General features: G+C 53.0%; 14 protein-coding genes. 4 read left to right on the plus strand and 10 right to left on the minus strand.

Annotated features, from left to right (window positions below; translation table 11 throughout):
• The first annotated feature begins 64 nt into the window (after positions 1-64).
• Both G7064_RS09370 and metX read left to right on the plus strand, forming a co-directional pair.
• A complete protein-coding gene (locus tag G7064_RS09370) occupies positions 65-1450 on the plus strand; it encodes an O-acetylhomoserine aminocarboxypropyltransferase/cysteine synthase family protein (RefSeq protein ID WP_166073358.1) in 1386 nt (461 codons plus the stop codon).
• Between the two features lie 269 nt (positions 1451-1719).
• Positions 1720-2748, plus strand: coding sequence for a homoserine O-acetyltransferase family protein (gene metX, locus G7064_RS09375; protein WP_166073359.1), 1029 nt, complete (start codon positions 1720-1722; stop codon positions 2746-2748).
• Between the two features lie 87 nt (positions 2749-2835).
• Here the strand turns inward: metX and G7064_RS09380 are convergent, their stop codons facing one another.
• The 7 genes from G7064_RS09380 to G7064_RS09410 form a co-directional block, all read right to left on the minus strand.
• The gene (locus G7064_RS09380) at positions 2836-4209 is read right to left on the minus strand and encodes a murein hydrolase activator EnvC family protein (protein WP_240935844.1); all 1374 of its coding nucleotides are present in this window, start codon (positions 4207-4209) and stop codon (positions 2836-2838) included.
• Positions 4193-4960 (minus strand): DUF4292 domain-containing protein, encoded by a 768-nt coding sequence (locus G7064_RS09385; protein WP_166073360.1) that lies wholly within the window; start codon positions 4958-4960, stop codon positions 4193-4195. The genes G7064_RS09380 and G7064_RS09385 overlap by 17 nt, the downstream gene beginning before the upstream one ends.
• Complete coding sequence (locus G7064_RS09390) at positions 4953-6785, minus strand: tetratricopeptide repeat protein (RefSeq protein WP_166073361.1); 1833 nt, start codon at positions 6783-6785, stop codon at positions 4953-4955. The genes G7064_RS09385 and G7064_RS09390 overlap by 8 nt, the downstream gene beginning before the upstream one ends.
• 124 nt (positions 6786-6909) lie before the next feature.
• Positions 6910-7920, minus strand: coding sequence for a sugar phosphate nucleotidyltransferase (locus G7064_RS09395; protein WP_133271579.1), 1011 nt, complete (start codon positions 7918-7920; stop codon positions 6910-6912).
• Between the two features lie 107 nt (positions 7921-8027).
• A complete protein-coding gene (dut, locus tag G7064_RS09400) occupies positions 8028-8462 on the minus strand; it encodes a dUTP diphosphatase (RefSeq protein ID WP_133271578.1) in 435 nt (144 codons plus the stop codon).
• Positions 8463-8621: 159 nt separating this feature from the next.
• On the minus strand, positions 8622-10139 hold the full coding sequence (locus G7064_RS09405) for a lipopolysaccharide biosynthesis protein (protein WP_166073362.1): 1518 nt from the start codon (positions 10137-10139) through the stop codon (positions 8622-8624).
• Between the two features lie 6 nt (positions 10140-10145).
• Positions 10146-10934, minus strand: a complete 789-nt coding sequence (locus G7064_RS09410; protein ID WP_166073363.1) for an enoyl-CoA hydratase/isomerase family protein — start codon at positions 10932-10934, stop codon at positions 10146-10148.
• 166 nt (positions 10935-11100) lie between these two features.
• Between G7064_RS09410 and mscL the strand changes: the two genes are divergently transcribed.
• On the plus strand, positions 11101-11520 hold the full coding sequence (mscL, locus tag G7064_RS09415; RefSeq protein WP_133271575.1) for a large conductance mechanosensitive channel protein MscL: 420 nt from the start codon (positions 11101-11103) through the stop codon (positions 11518-11520).
• A 257-nt stretch (positions 11521-11777) separates the two neighbouring features.
• Positions 11778-12218 carry a hypothetical protein gene (locus G7064_RS09420; protein ID WP_166073364.1) on the plus strand — a complete coding sequence of 147 codons (441 nt, stop codon included), beginning with the start codon at positions 11778-11780 and terminating at the stop codon, positions 12216-12218.
• A gap of 77 nt (positions 12219-12295) precedes the next feature.
• Here G7064_RS09420 and G7064_RS09425 read toward each other — a convergent pair whose 3' ends face one another.
• The 3 genes from G7064_RS09425 to infB all read right to left on the minus strand — a co-directional run bounded on the left by G7064_RS09425 (position 12296) and on the right by infB (position 16282).
• Positions 12296-12559 (minus strand): hypothetical protein, encoded by a 264-nt coding sequence (locus tag G7064_RS09425; protein ID WP_166073366.1) that lies wholly within the window; start codon positions 12557-12559, stop codon positions 12296-12298.
• A complete protein-coding gene (locus G7064_RS09430) occupies positions 12559-13011 on the minus strand; it encodes a hypothetical protein (RefSeq protein WP_166073367.1) in 453 nt (150 codons plus the stop codon). Before G7064_RS09430 ends, G7064_RS09425 begins: the two co-directional genes overlap by 1 nt.
• A 166-nt stretch (positions 13012-13177) precedes the next feature.
• Positions 13178-16282, minus strand: coding sequence for a translation initiation factor IF-2 (infB, locus tag G7064_RS09435; RefSeq protein ID WP_166073368.1), 3105 nt, complete (start codon positions 16280-16282; stop codon positions 13178-13180).
• Between the last annotated feature and the right edge of the window lie 80 nt (positions 16283-16362).

The raw sequence follows: 16362 nt of genomic DNA on the forward strand, positions 1-16362 counted from the left end.
TATGCCTGATTATCTGCGCTCTGTCATCTCTTCCTAATTTAATCTAACTCTAATCAGCACTAAGATGTCCACACAAAACCTGCACTTCGAAACCCTGCAATTGCACGCTGGTCAGCAACCTGACCCTACTACTGGTTCGCGCGCCGTTCCTATCCACCAGACTACTTCTTACGTGTTTAAAAACGCGGAGCATGGTGCCAATTTGTTTGCCCTCAAGGAGTTCGGCAATATTTATACGCGCCTTATGAACCCTACCACCGATGTGTTTGAGCAACGCGTAGCGGCGCTAGAAGGTGGTGTGGCCGCCTTAGCAACCAGCTCGGGGCAAGCAGCCCAGTTTCTGGCTCTGAACAACATTTTGCAGACCGGTGACAACTTTGTAAGTACCCAGCACCTGTACGGTGGCACTTATAACCAATTTAAGGTCGCTTTCAAGCGCTTAGGTATCGAAGCCCGCTTTGCTGATGGCGACACGCCTGAAAGCTTCGAGGCCCTGATTGACGACAAGACCAAGGCGCTGTATCTCGAAACGATTGGCAATCCCAGCTTCAGTATTCCCGATTTTGAGCGTATTGCGGCCATTGCTGACAAACACGATCTGCCGCTTATTGTAGATAACACTTTTGGCGCAGGCGGCTACCTGTTTCGCCCCCTGGAGCACGGCGCGCACATCGTGGTAGAATCGGCCACGAAATGGATTGGCGGCCACGGCACCAGCATAGGCGGCGTGATTATCGACGGCGGTAAGTATGACTTCGGTAATGGCAAGTTTCCGCAGTTTACGGAGCCCTCGGAAGGCTATCACGGCCTAGTTTTCAATGATGTATTCGGCAAAGGCGGCCCATTTGGCAACATCGCCTTTATCATTCGGGCGCGGGTAGAAGGCCTGCGCGATTTTGGTCCGGCCATCAGTCCTTTCAACTCTTTCCTGCTACTACAAGGCCTTGAAACCCTGTCGTTGCGCGTAGATCGGACGGTGGAAAATGCGCAAAAGCTGGCCGAATGGCTAGAGCAGCATCCGCAGGTAGAAGCCGTGAACTATCCGGGTTTGAAAAGCAGCCGCTATAACGCTCTAGCCCAGAAATATCTGAAGCGCGGCGCGGGTGGCGTTCTGACTTTCAGCATCAAAGGCACCAAGGATACGGCCACGCACTTCATCGACAACCTAAAGCTGGTGAGCCATTTAGCTAATGTGGGCGATGCGAAAACGTTGATTATTCAGCCTGCCGCTACTACTCACCAGCAGCTTTCTGATCAGGAGCAAGTAGCAGCCGGCGTGACGCCCACCTTACTGCGCATTTCGCTTGGACTGGAGCATATCGAAGACATCAAAGCTGACTTGCAAAACGCCTTCGACGCGGTAGCGGAAAAAGCCCCCCAGGGTCAGCAAACTGAAGGTGAGGCAATCCCGGAGCCAGCCATCGAGCATCCCGTAGTACTGGAAGTCTAGCTGCTGCAAGCAGAAGGCACTGAGTAAGGCCGTTGCAGCGGCTAATGCTCCATTTACAAGTCCTACGGTTTGGCGGGGTGACAAGGCAGAAATGGAAGAAAGATACCGCCTTGCCCATCCTTCAATAGCTCCCGAATCAGCCTACTTATTGGGGCAGCCTCACTCGATTTGGGAGCTATTGAAAATCCGCTTTACTATTTGTCACGAGTCTAACTGCTGTAGTAGCAGCCTCAATGATTCCCTCCAGGCTCGGAATTCGCTAGCGTCGCATGACTGATTATCAGACCTTTATTCTTCCAGCGCCACTTCAGCTCGAAAGTGGTGCGACTTTGCTTCGGGTGCAGATAGCCTACCAGACCTACGGTACGCTCAATGCCGCCCGCGACAATGTGGTATGGGCGTGTCATGCCCTTACGGCCAACGCCGATGTCCTTAGCTGGTGGCCGGGTTTATTTGGTCATAATTGCCACTTCGATCCGGCAAATCACTTCATTGTATGCGCTAACATCGTGGGCTCTTGTTACGGATCCACCGGCCCGCTCACACCAACCGAGTCTGGGGAACCACCATACCATACTTTTCCACTGCTTACAGTGCGCGATATGGTAGCGGCGCACGAAGCGTTGCGCCAGCATCTGGGCATAGGTCAGATTCACACGCTGATTGGCGGTTCATTAGGTGGGCAGCAGGCTTTAGAGTGGGCTATTCAGCAACCCACCGTGTTTGAGCATTTGGTTGTGCTGGCTACCAATGCGCAGCACTCGCCCTGGGGTATTGCTTTCAATGAGGCGCAGCGCCTGGCCATTTTCGCCGATCCCACGTATTTCTCGGCCACACCGACTGGGGGGCAATTTGGCTTAAAAGCGGCCCGTGCTGTGGCCCTTCTTAGCTACCGCAGCTACGAGGCCTACGGAAATACGCAGCACGAGCCCGATGAAGATAAAATCACTGATTTTCGGGCCAGTTCCTATCAACAGTATCAAGGCGACAAGCTGGTGGCGCGCTTCAATGCCTATACCTACGTGGCGCTGTCCAGAGCCATGGACTCGCACAATGTGGGCCGCAGTCGCGGAGGGGTGGCTGCCGCGCTGGGCCGAATACGGGCTCGTACGCTGGTCATCGGCATTACATCAGATGTGTTGTTTCCGCTCACGGAGCAGCAGCTTCTAGCCCGCTACATACCTGGTGCTATTTATGCCGAAATGGATTCTGGTTACGGCCACGATGGCTTTCTGATCGAAACCGCCCAAATCACTCACTTACTCGAGCGCTTCTACGTGCAGACGGTTGTGCAGTAATGCGCCTGGGGCATTTACTAGCTACTGGGGGGCAAAAATACCAACACACGGCGGCTGAGCCAGCAGCTAATCAACCGCTTCCCGGTTCTATTTCTGTCCCAGCCAGCTTTCGGGGTTCAGGTTGGAGCTGTTGCGCCACACCTGAAACTGTAGCTCCGAAGTGCCCTCCGAATTGGTGTACACGGTACCAATTGACTGCTTGGCCTGCACTTGGTCACCCTCACTTACCGTTACGCTACGTAGCTTGGCGTACACCGTGAAGTATTCGCCGTGCTGCACCATTACGATGTTATTCATCCCTGCTATACTAGTAACAGTAAGCACTTTACCAGCCGAAACAGCGCGCACTGCCTCTCCGGCGCTCGTCTGAATATCGACGCCACGATTCTCCACAATTACGTTTTTGAGCACTGGATGCGCGTGGCGCCCGAAGTGTTGAGAAATAAATCCGCGTGCTACAGGCCACAGCATGCGCCCCCTGTTCTCGGCAAATGAAGAGGAAATGCTGGCAATCTCAGGCGTGAGCGTAATGCGGTCGACACGGGTAGCGGCGGCTTCGGCTGCCGGGCTCGTACGAGCTGTGCTACCGGGGCTGCTGCTACCGGCGGCGGCACGCTCGGCTGCCGCTTTGGCGGCTGCTTTGGCCGCCGCTACCCGGGCGGCGCGGGCTATTTCTTCGCGCACGCGTTGCGCAATCAGATTATCGAGCTTTCTGACGGCTTCCTGACGATTGGCTAGCTCTTGGCGCAGGTTTTCCTCTTGGCGACTTAGCTTCGTAACCACTTGGTCCTGTTGCACCTTCAGAGTACTGAGGTTACGATTCTCCGCCAACTGCGTAGTAAGTAAGCTGCTCTTTTCCTGCTTCTTCTCCGTCAGGCCCGTGAGTTGGCGATTGAGGCGCTGCTGCACGCTCGTAATCTGAGCCGCTTGAGTCTTCCGCACCTCCGAGTATTGTCGAACATAGCGCATGCGCAGCATGAGCTGATTGAACGACTCGGCCGCAAACAAAAACATGAGGCGGTTGTAGCTATTCGCCGTTTTGGAGGATGCATAAATTAGCCGGGCATATTCGCTCTTCAACTGCTCCAGGCTTTGCTGCGTTTGCTGCACCTGGGTTTCCGTCTGCCGCACATCCGACTCGATGTATTTCAGCTCCGAGGAAATATTGCGGATAACGCCCTTCTGTACGTCCAGCTTTTCTTTGAGTGCGTTCAGCTGGCCCAGAGAAGCTTCCTTCTGCTTCTGCGTCTGACTCAGAATGCGGCTGGCTTCCCGAATCCGGCGCAGGTTAGCTAGGCGCTCACGCTCCAATTGTGCTTTCGACTTGGTGGTGCTTTTCCGGGCGGGGGCTTTGCGCGTAGCCGTGCTTTTACTGCGTTGCTGAGCCAGTGATGGAGCTACTTGCGCTACCATTAATACGATCAGCCACCAGCATAGCCAGCGCTTACTTTTTGCGTACATAGCCCGAAGGTACCGAGAACGGGAAATCTAGCCGCTCGGTGTCCACGTCCACGTTGCGGTAATTAATAGCAGCCGATGACTTGTTCTGACCGTTGGCCTGCTGCACCTGGAGCATCGTACTATGAGCAAAGCTCTGATTAGTAGGAGTTAGTGCACGAAAGTCAGAGTAGTCAACCAACAGATTATTTTTGCTGGCTTCATCGCGCACGCTAAGCTTTTGGAGTTTACCCAAGCTCATTTCAATAAGTTGCTCAATAAATAAGCTGGCTTGGTTGTATTGTATGCGCTGCATAGCTCCCTCCGTCGTTATCGTAGGCTCAGTTCCATTGGTGGCAGGAAGGTAGTTGCCAAGCAGCAAAGCCTGTACCTGAGCAAAGGAAACCGGCACATTAAGCTGGCGACTCAAGTAGGCAAAATCACCGACGTAATATTCTCGCTGCAATTTATTAAGTACCCGCACTGAGTCTTGGGTAATAGAAGCGCGCACGCCCTCAAAGCCTGCCACCGATACTGATATCCAAATAACACTGTCGCGACGGATCCGTAGCGTCAGGTTCGCATTGGGGAGCTTATTACCATTCTGCTCAATCTGCGCTTTGCCTTTGGCCGAGAGATATCGAAACTCTACGTTATTGGCCCGAACTGCGTTGCTAGTCGGTGGTATGACGATTTTGGTGGGAACTGCCTTGCGGGCGCAGCTTCCGAGTGTAATAGTAGCGACTAGAAAAAGCAGCAAAAAGCGGTTACTCATACAATTTTTGGTCTTTGATCTTGCGGACGATGAACGCTGATGCGCCGCCGGCCTTCTGGGCACGTTGCCACTGAGTCACGGCCTTGTCTTTTTCGCCCAGTTGAAATAACACATCACCATAATGCTCGATCACAGTGGCATCGGTGGTCGTTTTCAGGGCTTTTTCTAGCGCTTGCTTGGCCCCTTGGTAGTCTTTGAGTTTGTATAATACCCAGGCGTAGGTATCCAGGTAGGTGTCGTTATCGGGAAACTGCTTGACTAGCTTGCCTGACATTTCCTTTGCCTTGTCCAGCTTTTCGCCTCTCAACGATAAATAATAGCTGTAATTGTTCAGCGCCTGCGCATTGTTAGCATCAAAGCTTAATGCTGCCTCATACGCGGCATCCGATTTGGCGTATTCTTTCAGCTCGTGGTAAGCGTCGCCCAGCTGCGTGTCAAATTGCGACAGTAACTCAGGGTTGTCGGTAGCTAGTTTCCGGCCATATTCCAGCGACTTCACGCCTTTTACGGGCTTCTTGTCCAAAATATGAGCTACCCCATTGTAAAACCACATAGCGGCTTGGTTGGGAAACAATTCCAGGGCACGCTCGGTGTGACGTAACAATGAATCCGTTTGGTTTAGCTCTGCATCAATCAGCACGACTTGCTGCCAGAGCAGAAACTTGGAATCGTCGAGCTGGATGGCCTGCAAATAAGCCTCTCGCCCAGCTGCCTTATGGCCCGTAATGGTCTGTAAATCGCCAGCTACTGAAAACGCTTTGGCCTCCTTTGGGTGAACTTTGGTGGTAATAACCGCCAAATCAAGAGCTGTTTGTTCAATTGCTGGATTGGGTAGCTGCTTAATATAATCGACCAGGATACGCACCTTATCATCAATGTCCAGCGCTGGACTGGCAAAGGCCAATTTGATCTGCTTGGCCGACTCCACTGCGTTGCCTTGTATGCGGTATATATCGGCCAGAATCATGCGGGCCTGCGGATTATCGGGGTCCTGCCTCAGAGCCTGCTCACTTAACCGAATGGCATCGGGCATCCGGTTATTGGAAGCATACATCTCCGCTTGCGCCAACACATAGCGTACTTCCTCCGGGTTGGCTTTTATCAGAGCCTCCCCTTCCTGGAGAGCTTTTTCCAGATTATTCTGCTTGAGATAAATCTGCTGCTTTTTGAAAGAAACCTCGTCCAGGGGGCCAAATTTCTTCTCCGCTTGCTCAAAGGTAGCCAGCGCCTCATTCAACTTGCCCTGCGCCATATACAAGTCAGCCAGATTGAACAGGTAGTAGTCGGAATCTGGTACTTCCTTAATCAGGCTGGTATAAACCTGTGTAGCCTTGTCGAACTGCTTCTGCGAAGTATAGACCTGCGCCAGCAACAAGTAGTAATAGGCATTCTGGGGGGCATATTTGACGGCGGCCTGCGCAAAGTTGGTCGCGTCTTTCAGGTTCCCGCTCAGCAGGTTCGTCTCAGCTATTTTGTAATTAATAGCCGCATTGGTGGGGTTGAGCGCATACGCTTTTAGCAGGCGCTCCAGTGCTTTGTTATAGTCTTCCAGCAGCACATATTTCACCCCATCCACAAAGTAGGACTCACTCATGTCCCGGTCGCGATCCGACAAGTTAGCGCCTACCCGGAGCTGGGCGGCCTCTACTTCGGCGCGGCGGCTGAGTTCTTTCTTCTCTCGCCGACTAAGCTTGCGCGGCTTATCCGGTTTTTCAGACTTTTTACTAGGCGCATCCGCTTTGGCAGGTGCAGATTGCTGCGCCCACGCCGGAACGGCAAACAGTAGGCTGATCAGCAGAAAAACAAAGGCAGAAATACGACTCATGGACGCAGGAGCGCGGACTGACAATCCGCTGTTCAGAAGGTACTAAAACGAAGCAGGCTTCGCACTAAACAAATCAACGGAACATGAGTCCGCGCTACTGCTAACGTCCGAGAGGCGAAAAATGTCACACACGCAGTGTGTTATAGTCGCCAAGACTCAAATCATGAGGCACACCAGTGACGGTAGCATGATTACCAATCATAGAATTGGTCACATTGGTGTTCAATACGGTGGCCGATTCCTGCACAATGGAGTTAGAAACAACGGCCTGACGCACATTAGAATTGTTGCCCAACGATACATGCGGACCAACCACCGAATCAGTAATTTTCACATTCTCACCAATATACACTGGCGGAATGACAATAGAATTGGTAAGTGTAGCTGATGCAGATACTAAGTTTTCGCCGCGCTCCTGCAGATACTCAAGATAGCGCTGGTTGGTAAACACCGTGGCGTCCTTGTTGCCGCAATCGAGCCACTCAGTTACGCGGCCAGGCACAAACGTGGTACCCTTATTCTTCATATTTTCGAGGGCATTGGTTAATTGATATTCCCCTTTGTCCTTGATATCATTGTCGAGCAAATACTGTAGCTCATCGCGCAGATAGTCGCCGTCTTGAAAGTAGTAGATGCCAATAATGGCTAGGTCTGATACAAACTCGGTGGGCTTTTCTACGAAGTCCGTGATCTGCCCCTGATCGTCCAGTTTCACCACGCCGAAAGGCTTGGGATCATCGACGCGCTGCACCCAGATGGTGCCCGCAGCGGAGCTATCGAGAGTAAAGTCAGCCTTAAATAGCGTGTCGGCAAAAGCCACCACCAATGGTCCGCTGAGCGAATCTTTGGCGCACAGAATAGCGTGAGCGGTGCCCAGCGGCTCATCCTGATAATAAATAGACCCTTTGGCCCCAACTGACTCGGCGATTTTAACCAGGCTTTTCTCTACCGTCTCACCAAAGCGCCCGATGATAAATGCCACCTCGTCAACTTGCTCCCCACACACTTTCGCTATGTCCTCCACGAGGCGCTGTACGATGGGCTTGCCTGCAATCGGAATGAGAGGCTTTGGAACGGTGAGAGTGTGGGGGCGCATGCGCTTGCCCATGCCGGCCATCGGGACGATGATTTTCATGAAGTAGGGAGTTTGTGGTTGCTGGTTTGAGTTGATCGGAATGTATACTAACTGAAATACTGTAGTTGGGTTGCTTCTATAGGTGGTTAACGTTCGTGCCGTTCGTTCTAATGAACGCCAGTGCTACCGTAGCCACCTGTTCCGCGCGTGGTTTCGCTTAGCGTATCGGCTTCCTGCCAAATGGCAGTTTCGTGGCGTGCTACCACTAATTGCGCAATGCGTTCGCCGTCCTGTACCACAAACTCCTCATCTGAGAGGTTGACCAGCAACACTTTCAGCTCACCGCGGTAGTCAGCATCGATGGTGCCGGGACTATTGACGATGCCAATACCGTGTTTGAACGCCAAGCCACTGCGGGGGCGCACCTGCACCTCGTAGCCCACCGGAATTTCCATGAAAAGCCCCGTTGGAATGAGCGCACGTTGCAAGGGGCGCAGGGTAATGGGTTCTGAGAGATAAGCGCGCACGTCCATACCCGCAGCATGAGCAGTCTGATAGGCCGGTAGCGGGTGCGTAGAGCGATTAATAACAGGAATCAGCATGCGACAAATATAGACCGAATGGCAGATTGAATGATTACTAGGGAATAAGTGACAGACAAACGAATATAAGGTGCTCGCTATTAAAAGTGAAGTCTGAGAGCGATGGTCTGAGAGTCAGGGTTGCGCCTGGGGGGCTTTTTCTGATTTCTGGATGTTGCGCTACGCCTGCTTAACCTGGGGTCGGGGCTTACGCGTCAGGTCGGCGCGCTCCACTAAGAAAATGCCCCCCACAAAGCTTAGGCACACCAACAAATGAAAAGCGTGTCGTAGCCAGTAGTTTTCAATATTGATAAACCACGTGGCGGTAACCAACCCAACAGCCACTAGTAGCCACGCGCTGATACGGAGCACCGGATAAGGAATAGGAAAGTAGCGGTTGCCCAGCCACCAGCAGATAGCGGCCATCATAAAGTAGCAAGCCAGCGTGGCAAGGGCACTGCCCATATAACCCAGTATTGGAATGAGGAGCAGGTTGAGCACAACAGTGAGTATGGCCCCACCAACGCTGATATAGGTACCGAAGTAGGTTCTATCGGTGAGCTTAAACCAGACGGATAAGTTATAATACACTCCCAGAAACAAGTTCGCCAGCAGCAAAACCGGCACTACTGCTAAGCCCGTTCGGTACTCAGGGCTGCGCAGTAATAAGCCAAAGTCTTCAATAAAAACGCTGATAACCACGAAAATAACGGCGCAGCAGAGCGTAAACCACTTTAGAACGACAGCAAACGTAGCTGGTGAATTCTTATCGGCAGCTTGGGAAAAGAAGAAAGGCTCGGCCGCGTATCGGAAAGCTTGAATAACCAGCGACATAAAGATGGCCAGCTTATAGCAAGCGCCATAAATCCCCACAGCGGTCAGGTTGCTTTGGCCAGGGTAAAAGCCTCCGGGGAGCCAGTATTTGAGCAGAATCCGGTCGATTACCTCGTTTACCATACCAGCCAAACCCATCAGCATAAGCGGGTAGGCATATTGCAGCATGGGCCGCAACGGCGCCAGATTCAGGCGGAAGCGGAAGTCCAGCAGCTCACGCCAGAGCAAGGGAACGTACAAGGCGTTGGCTATCAAGTTGATTAGAAAGATATACCCTACTCCCAGCTCAGGATTGTAAATGCGCTCCACCAAAGGTCGTAGCTCTGGAAGCATGCGCCCTTCGTACACATCGCGGCAGAAAACGATAAAAAATAGCGACAAGCCCACATTCACCAAAGTATTGGTGAAGCGAATGGCAGCAAACTTCTTGGCTTTGTTTTCCAGCCGCAGACGGGCAAATGGCACGGCCACTATTGCATCAAGGCCCAGCACCAAGGCAAGCCACACGATATAAGTGGCACGATCGGGGTAGCGGAGCGCGTCGGCTAACGGCCCTGATAGTAGCACCAGAAATCCGCTGAGCAACAGGCTACTAACAAGTAGCATGCTCATTACTTGGCTATACAAGTGGCGGCGGTCGGTACCCGGACGATTGGCGAAACGAAAATACGCCGTTTCCATACCGTAGGTGAATACGATATTCAGGAAGGCCACGTAGGCATACAGATCCGTAACAATACCGTACTCGCCGGGCACAAATCGAGCGGTGTACAGCGGCACTAGAGCGAACGTAAGCGCCCGCCCCAATATGCTGCTCAGGCCGTACACAGCCGTTTGGCTGGCCAGCTTTTTGGCGACGCTCATGTTAGCTTAGTTTCCCGTAAAAGCGGCCGGGCGCTTATCGAGGAAAGCGCTAGTGCCCTCGCGGAAGTCGTCGGAGCCGCAGCACCGGCTGAAGGCGTTGGCCTCTGTCTGATAGCCGTGGCGCTCGGAGTCGTAAAAAGCATTCACGCAGTCGATGACCAAGCCTACCGCTAAAGGAGCTTTGCTAAGGATGCGCATAAGTAGCAGCTGGCAAAAGCCCAACAGTTCGGCCTGCGGCACTACATGATTCACCAAACCAAAGCGCAGGGCTTCATCGGCTTTGATAGGGTCACCGGTGAGCATCATTTCCAGGGCCTTTCCTTTACCCACAAGTTGCGCCAAGCGCTGGGTACCCCCGTAGCCCGGAATTAAGCCTAGGTTCACCTCAGGCTGGCCAAAGCGAGCATTTTCGCTCGCAACCCGCAGGTGGCAGGCCATCGCCAGTTCAGCACCGCCGCCCAAAGCAAAGCCATTGACTGCGGCAACAACGGGCTTCGTACTGTCCTCAATCAGAGCAAAAGCATCTTGCCCCTGCTCAGCGAAGCGACGACCACTAATCTCATTTAGTCCCGCCAACTCAGCAATATCAGCGCCTGCCACAAATGCCTTTTCGCCACTACCCGTCAGAATAATTCCGCGCACCTGCTCATCATCCAGGGCCTGCTGCATGGCGCCATGAATATCGCTGATGGTGGCACTATTCAAAGCGTTGAGTTTGGTGGGCCTGTTTAGGGTAATGGTCAGAATACCCGAGGCGACATCGAGGTCGAGAAGTAGGTTGTCGAAAGTAGTCATGGTGGTGAAGCAGGGCAAAACAGAATGGCCGCAAAGATAAAGCAAAACCGCTGGGGGCCTATTTTCTGGTATCGGACACTATTATGTCTGCTGACAGGAACTGTCGAGCTGATTTAAATAAATACTTATATATTTATTCAAACCTTTCTCACTTAACTATTCATCTATGAGCGTAATTTCTGAATTCAAGGAATTTATAGCCAAAGGAAATGTACTCGACCTGGCTGTAGGCGTCATTATCGGCGCGGCTTTCGGCAAAATTGTCACTTCTTTAACGGAAGACATTCTCATGCCTATACTGGGGTTGGCTACGGGCGGCGTCGACTTCAAAAACTGGTTTGTAGCGCTTGATGGCAAGTCGTACGCTACCATTGAAGCCGCGAAAGAAGCAGGTGCCGCGACGCTGAACTTTGGATTGTTTTTGAACGCAGTCATTTACTTCTTCATTATTGCCTTCTGCGTTTTCTTGATTGTGCGCGTTGCGAATCGGTTCCGTCAGCCCACGGAGGTGGTAGCCGTAGAACCTGGCCCAACAAAAGATCAAGCGCTGCTCATGGAAATTCGCGACTCCTTGCGTCGTTCCTAATCCAGACTACTCATCGTGGTACGAAAAAGCCCCCAGTGCAGAGACAATCTTATGCTGGGGGGCTTTTTCGTACCACGGTTTTGTACGGCAACTTTTGCTGCTTGGAGAAACTCAACTAATGCAACGAAATGCAGGCTAGTAGCTTCGCTTACAAGTTTCTGGCGTTTGAAACTAACTTTACACAGCCCCCGTTGCCGGGTCGGGTACGAAAGTTGCCCATCAGTCGTTTAGTAGCTATTCCTCTCTTACCTTTTTGCATGAAAAACTTCCTGGCTGGCGCAGTGCTGGCACTTTCCGGTCTGTTCATTGCGCCTGCTTACGCTCAGGTTACTCCCCCGGCACCCGATCAAGAGGCCGGAGCAAAGCCTCGTAAGCAGAAATCGAAGGACGGGTCAGCTGACGTAGCGCGCATGCAGCGCCGCATGAATATGAATCCTGATGACGCGAAGCGTGATCAGCAACTGGAGATTCTGGAGGCCCGCTCCGGAGGCAGCACGGCTAACACTAGCTTCGGCCGCGGCACTGGTCCGGCTCGTCAGTATGACAAAGGTACGGGTGGCTTCACGGTCAAGAAATTCAAAGACAAGCGCATTGGAACGGCCAAGCAGAAGCGCGGCCTGTCGCGGGCCGCGCCCGGTATCGACCCCAAAGGCAAGCCGCTGAAACATAAGAAGCGCAAGGGATTCCTATTTTTTTAGCCTCTTTAGCTTTTATCTAATAAAAAAGCCCCCCAGAGTAAATCTGGGGGCTTTTTTATCGACTTATTGATATTGACTTACTGAAATCGATAAGTGAGCCCCAGCTTCAGGTAAGACATATCGTAGCCTACTTCTCCAAAAGCCCCAAACCGCTCGGTAAGATAGTAGCGCGCTCCAGCAAACAGTCCATATGCTAAGTGCAAGCCGTCGCCAGTGTACCGGTCACGATCAGGGGAAACCTCGTTTTTATAGAAGTTAGCCCGTACGCCTAAGCTAATCCCGCCATACGTATCAAGTTGAGGGTTGGTGGTGAAATTGTAGTGATAAGTACCACGCCCCATTAAGACGATGTCGGTCCAGGTGGCGTCTGCGTCGGTGTTGGGAAAGTCGTAGCGGTAGCCTTTGTAGCCAATAATGCCCCCAGACCAATAGTGCCCGGCCCGATGCCCTCTACCACGCCCCGCTCATAAGACAGCGTGATTGCCGGTGAGCTCTTCAGGCTACCAAATAAATCATAGCCATTATTCGGACTCAGCAGCCCAACTCCCAAGTTTACAATAGAATAGCCTTTGCGAAAGGTGGGCGTACTCTCGGGCGTAAATAACTCCGGGAAGCGAGTATCAAGGGGCGGAATTTCGTCATCAGCGGATGTTTCCGCAGTTGATGGCACTGGCTTTGAAGCCGGTTTATTGGTTGCTGGCTTGGCTGCGGGCCGCCTAGCGGTTTGGGCCAAGGTTAGGGATGTCAAGCTCAGCCAGAGCGTAAGGCACAGTAGAAGCGAAAAAGCTCTCATAGAGTAGTAAGGGCAGTTGGCAGAGTGGCGCCAGCCGATAAGTAAAGTAATCTGCCGCAAAGCTACGTGATTCTGCGACGAGCGTTGAGGCTTTTGGCTAAACGCAAAAAGCCCCCAACGGTATGTTAGGGGGCTTTTTGTTGACGTATATTCTGTCCACTATTTTTTACAGCGTCCGCTTTACTTCTTTTTCCTCAAATCCTTCGATGTTGTCGCCTTCACGCAGATCATTGAAGTTCTTCACCGAAATACCGCACTCATAACCTTGGCGCACTTCCGACACATCGTCTTTGTAACGCTTGAGGTCCTGAATTTCGCCAGCGTACACCACGATACCATCGCGTACGACGCGTACTCGGGTTCTGCGAGTGAAGGTACCCTCCGTCACCATACAGCCGGCAATAGAGCCTACTTTGGTAATGTTGAATACCTGACGAACCTCGGCATTGGCTACCACTATCTCCTGCACCGATGGGGCCAACATGCCTTCCATGGCATCTTTTACCTCATTGATAGCATTGTAGATAATCGAGTACAGACGGATATCGATCTGCTCTTGCTCGGCCAATTTACGGGCACTTTGCGAAGGACGAACCTGGAAGCCAATGATGATGGCGTCGGAAGCTGAAGCCAATAGTACGTCCGATTCGGAAATGGCTCCCACACCTTTGGCAAGGATATTCACCTTCACCTCAGGAGTAGAGAGCTTCAACAGCGAATCCGACAGTGCTTCTACCGAACCGTCCACGTCACCTTTTACAATCACGTTCAGCTCCTTAAACGAACCGATAGCCAAACGGCGACCAATCTCGTCGAGGGTAATATGCTTCTTGGTGCGCATGCTCTGCTCACGCGAGAGCTGCTGACGCTGGGTAGCAAGTTCACGAGCTTCGCGCTCGGTCTCCATCACCTGAATCTTATCACCAGCCTGCGGAGCACCGGTCAGACCAAGTACCTGCACCGGCGTGGCCGGACCAGCTGACTTCATTTTCTTACCGCGGTGATCGGTCATAGCCTTTACGCGGCCGTAGTGCGGACCAGCCAGCACAACGTCGCCAACGTGCAGCGTACCAGTTTGCACCAGCACTGTGGTTACGTAGCCACGGCCTTTATCCAGCATAGCTTCAATCACAGTACCAACTGCATTGCGGTCAGGGTTGGCTTTCAGCTCCAATAGTTCGGCTTCCAGCAATACCTTCTCCAGCAAATCTTCTACGCCGAGACCCGACTTAGCTGATACCTCCTGTGACTGGTATTTGCCACCCCATTCTTCTACCAAGATGTTCATGGCCGACAGCTCTTCCCGAATTTTCTCGGAGTTAGCGCCTGGCTTGTCAATCTTGTTCATCGCAATAACGATCGGCACTCCAGCAGCTTGCGCGTGATTGATAGCCTCTCGTGTTTGCGGCATCACGGAGTCGTCGGCCGCAATTACGATAATGGCAATGTCCGTGATCTTTGCACCACGGGCACGCATGGCCGTAAAGGCTTCGTGACCCGGCGTATCCAAGAAGGTAACACGCTTATTAGAGGCAGTCATTACATCATAAGCACCAATGTGCTGGGTAATACCACCTGCTTCGCCTTTGGCTACAGTCGCATTTCGGATATAGTCCAGCAGCGACGTCTTACCGTGGTCAACGTGACCCATGATGGTAACAATCGGCGCACGAGGTACTAAGTCCTCGGCGTTGTCTTCAACGGTAACATCCGTTTCCTCTTCCTCAGCCGATAGGAATTCCACGTCATAGCCAAATTCATCAGCAATTACAGTGATGGCTTCCGCGTCGAGGCGTTGGTTAATGGAAACGAACATGCCCATGCTCAGGCATACTTTGATTACTTCGTTTACTGACACGTCCATGAGAGACGCAAGGTCATTAGCCGAAATAAACTCAGTTACTTTCAGCGTTTTAGCATCCAACTCGTTCTGAGCGCGCTGGGCTTCGCGGTCTTCCGCAACCCCTGCACGCTTATCACGGCGATACTTCGCGCGGTTATTCTGGTTGCCACCACGGCCGCCGCTGAGCTTCGCCAGCGTAGCCTTGATCTGCTCCTGAATCTGCTTGTCGTTCTGCTCAGGGTTATTAGCAACGGGAGCAGGCCGGGGGACATTTTGATTTTGTCCTGGCTGACCTGGACGCGGACCGGGACCACCGGGACGAGGACCACCCTGTCCTTGGCCACCAGCTGGGCGCGGCTGGCCTGGCGTATTCGGACGGTTGCCTTGGTAACCACCGCCTTGCTGTCCACCTTGACCGCCCTGACCTCCTTGGCCAGGAGTAGCAGGTGAGCCGGGCATAGCAATGCGCTGGCGCTTTTTCTTATTATCTTGATTTATACCACTCTTGCGGACATCCGAAGAGGCAACAGGACGGGCGCCTCGACCACCACGGCGTGAAGCATCCATAGGCAATTCAATCTTACCTAGTACCGTCAGACCTTTCAGCTGATCGGCTTTAGCTACGATTGTACTGTCTTCAACAGTGGGTACCACTGGCTCATCTGGAGTAACAGGTGCCGGAGGCGCAGCCACTGGTGCTGCAGCAACTGGAGCTTCAATTGGCGGAGCTGGTGCTGGAGATGGCGCAGGTTTTACTTCGGCTACAGGAACTGGTTCAGGCGCAGGCGCAACAACTTCTTTTGGTGCCGCAGGTGCGGGCGTTGGTTCTGGTGCTGGAGCTGGAACCGGTGTAGCAACTACAGCCGGGGCCGGCGCGGCTACTGCCTCAGCAGGAGCAGGAGTTGGAGGCGTAGGAGCGGCGGCTGGCCGCGGAGGCACAGGCCGTCCTTTGGCATCTAGCTCTATTTTTCCTAACACCTTCAAGCCAGGCACCTTTGGGGCGTCGACTGGGGGCGCTGGAGCGGGAGTCGCAACCGGAGTCGGGGCAGGCGCGGCTTCTGCAACCACAGGTGCAGGAGCCGGCGCGGTTGGCCGGGTTTCTTCGGCTGGCTTTACAGGTGCCTCGGCTGGGGCGGGCGCAGCAGAGGTACCATTGGCCTTAGGGGCCACGGGTTCGGGGCGGGCATGGGCAGAAGCCTCCATCTCGCTCTGGCGCTTGGCCTGGCTGAGCTTGGCAGCTTCGATCTTATCTTGGGCCGACGACTCAAAAGCCTTGTCAAGCAGGGAAACCTGCTCGGCCGTTAGCTTGGTCGTTGGCTTGTTCTCGATCTGGTGCCCTTTCCCCGCCAGAAAATCCACGATAGTGGACAATCCAACGTTCAGGTCTTTGGCCGCCTGATTCAGCCGTTTAGTTGCTACTTCCGCCATTCTGTGCTCGCGAACGATACTCGTATTGAGGTGCAAAGGTACTACATTAAATCTTGCCGAACGGCGTTGAATAGCGCCGC

The sequence above is a fragment of the Hymenobacter sp. HDW8 genome, assembly GCF_011305775.1.
GTDB classification, from domain to species: Bacteria; Bacteroidota; Bacteroidia; order Cytophagales; family Hymenobacteraceae; genus Hymenobacter; species Hymenobacter radiodurans.

Coding starts and splice junctions, on each gene's coding strand:
- infB (WP_166073368.1), bottom strand. CDS start 16,282: ATGGCGGAAGTAGCAACTAAACGGCTGAATCAGGCGGCCAAAGACCTG.
- G7064_RS09410 (WP_166073363.1), bottom strand. CDS start 10,934: ATGACTACTTTCGACAACCTACTTCTCGACCTCGATGTCGCCTCGGGT.
- mscL (WP_133271575.1), top strand. CDS start 11,101: ATGAGCGTAATTTCTGAATTCAAGGAATTTATAGCCAAAGGAAATGTA.
- G7064_RS09405 (WP_166073362.1), bottom strand. CDS start 10,139: ATGAGCGTCGCCAAAAAGCTGGCCAGCCAAACGGCTGTGTACGGCCTG.
- G7064_RS09380 (WP_240935844.1), bottom strand. CDS start 4,209: ATGTACGCAAAAAGTAAGCGCTGGCTATGCTGGTGGCTGATCGTATTA.
- G7064_RS09420 (WP_166073364.1), top strand. CDS start 11,778: ATGAAAAACTTCCTGGCTGGCGCAGTGCTGGCACTTTCCGGTCTGTTC.
- metX (WP_166073359.1), top strand. CDS start 1,720: ATGACTGATTATCAGACCTTTATTCTTCCAGCGCCACTTCAGCTCGAA.
- G7064_RS09390 (WP_166073361.1), bottom strand. CDS start 6,785: ATGAGTCGTATTTCTGCCTTTGTTTTTCTGCTGATCAGCCTACTGTTT.
- G7064_RS09370 (WP_166073358.1), top strand. CDS start 65: ATGTCCACACAAAACCTGCACTTCGAAACCCTGCAATTGCACGCTGGT.
- G7064_RS09425 (WP_166073366.1), bottom strand. CDS start 12,559: ATGGGGCGTGGTACTTATCACTACAATTTCACCACCAACCCTCAACTT.
- G7064_RS09385 (WP_166073360.1), bottom strand. CDS start 4,960: ATGAGTAACCGCTTTTTGCTGCTTTTTCTAGTCGCTACTATTACACTC.
- dut (WP_133271578.1), bottom strand. CDS start 8,462: ATGCTGATTCCTGTTATTAATCGCTCTACGCACCCGCTACCGGCCTAT.
- G7064_RS09395 (WP_133271579.1), bottom strand. CDS start 7,920: ATGAAAATCATCGTCCCGATGGCCGGCATGGGCAAGCGCATGCGCCCC.
- G7064_RS09430 (WP_166073367.1), bottom strand. CDS start 13,011: ATGAGAGCTTTTTCGCTTCTACTGTGCCTTACGCTCTGGCTGAGCTTG.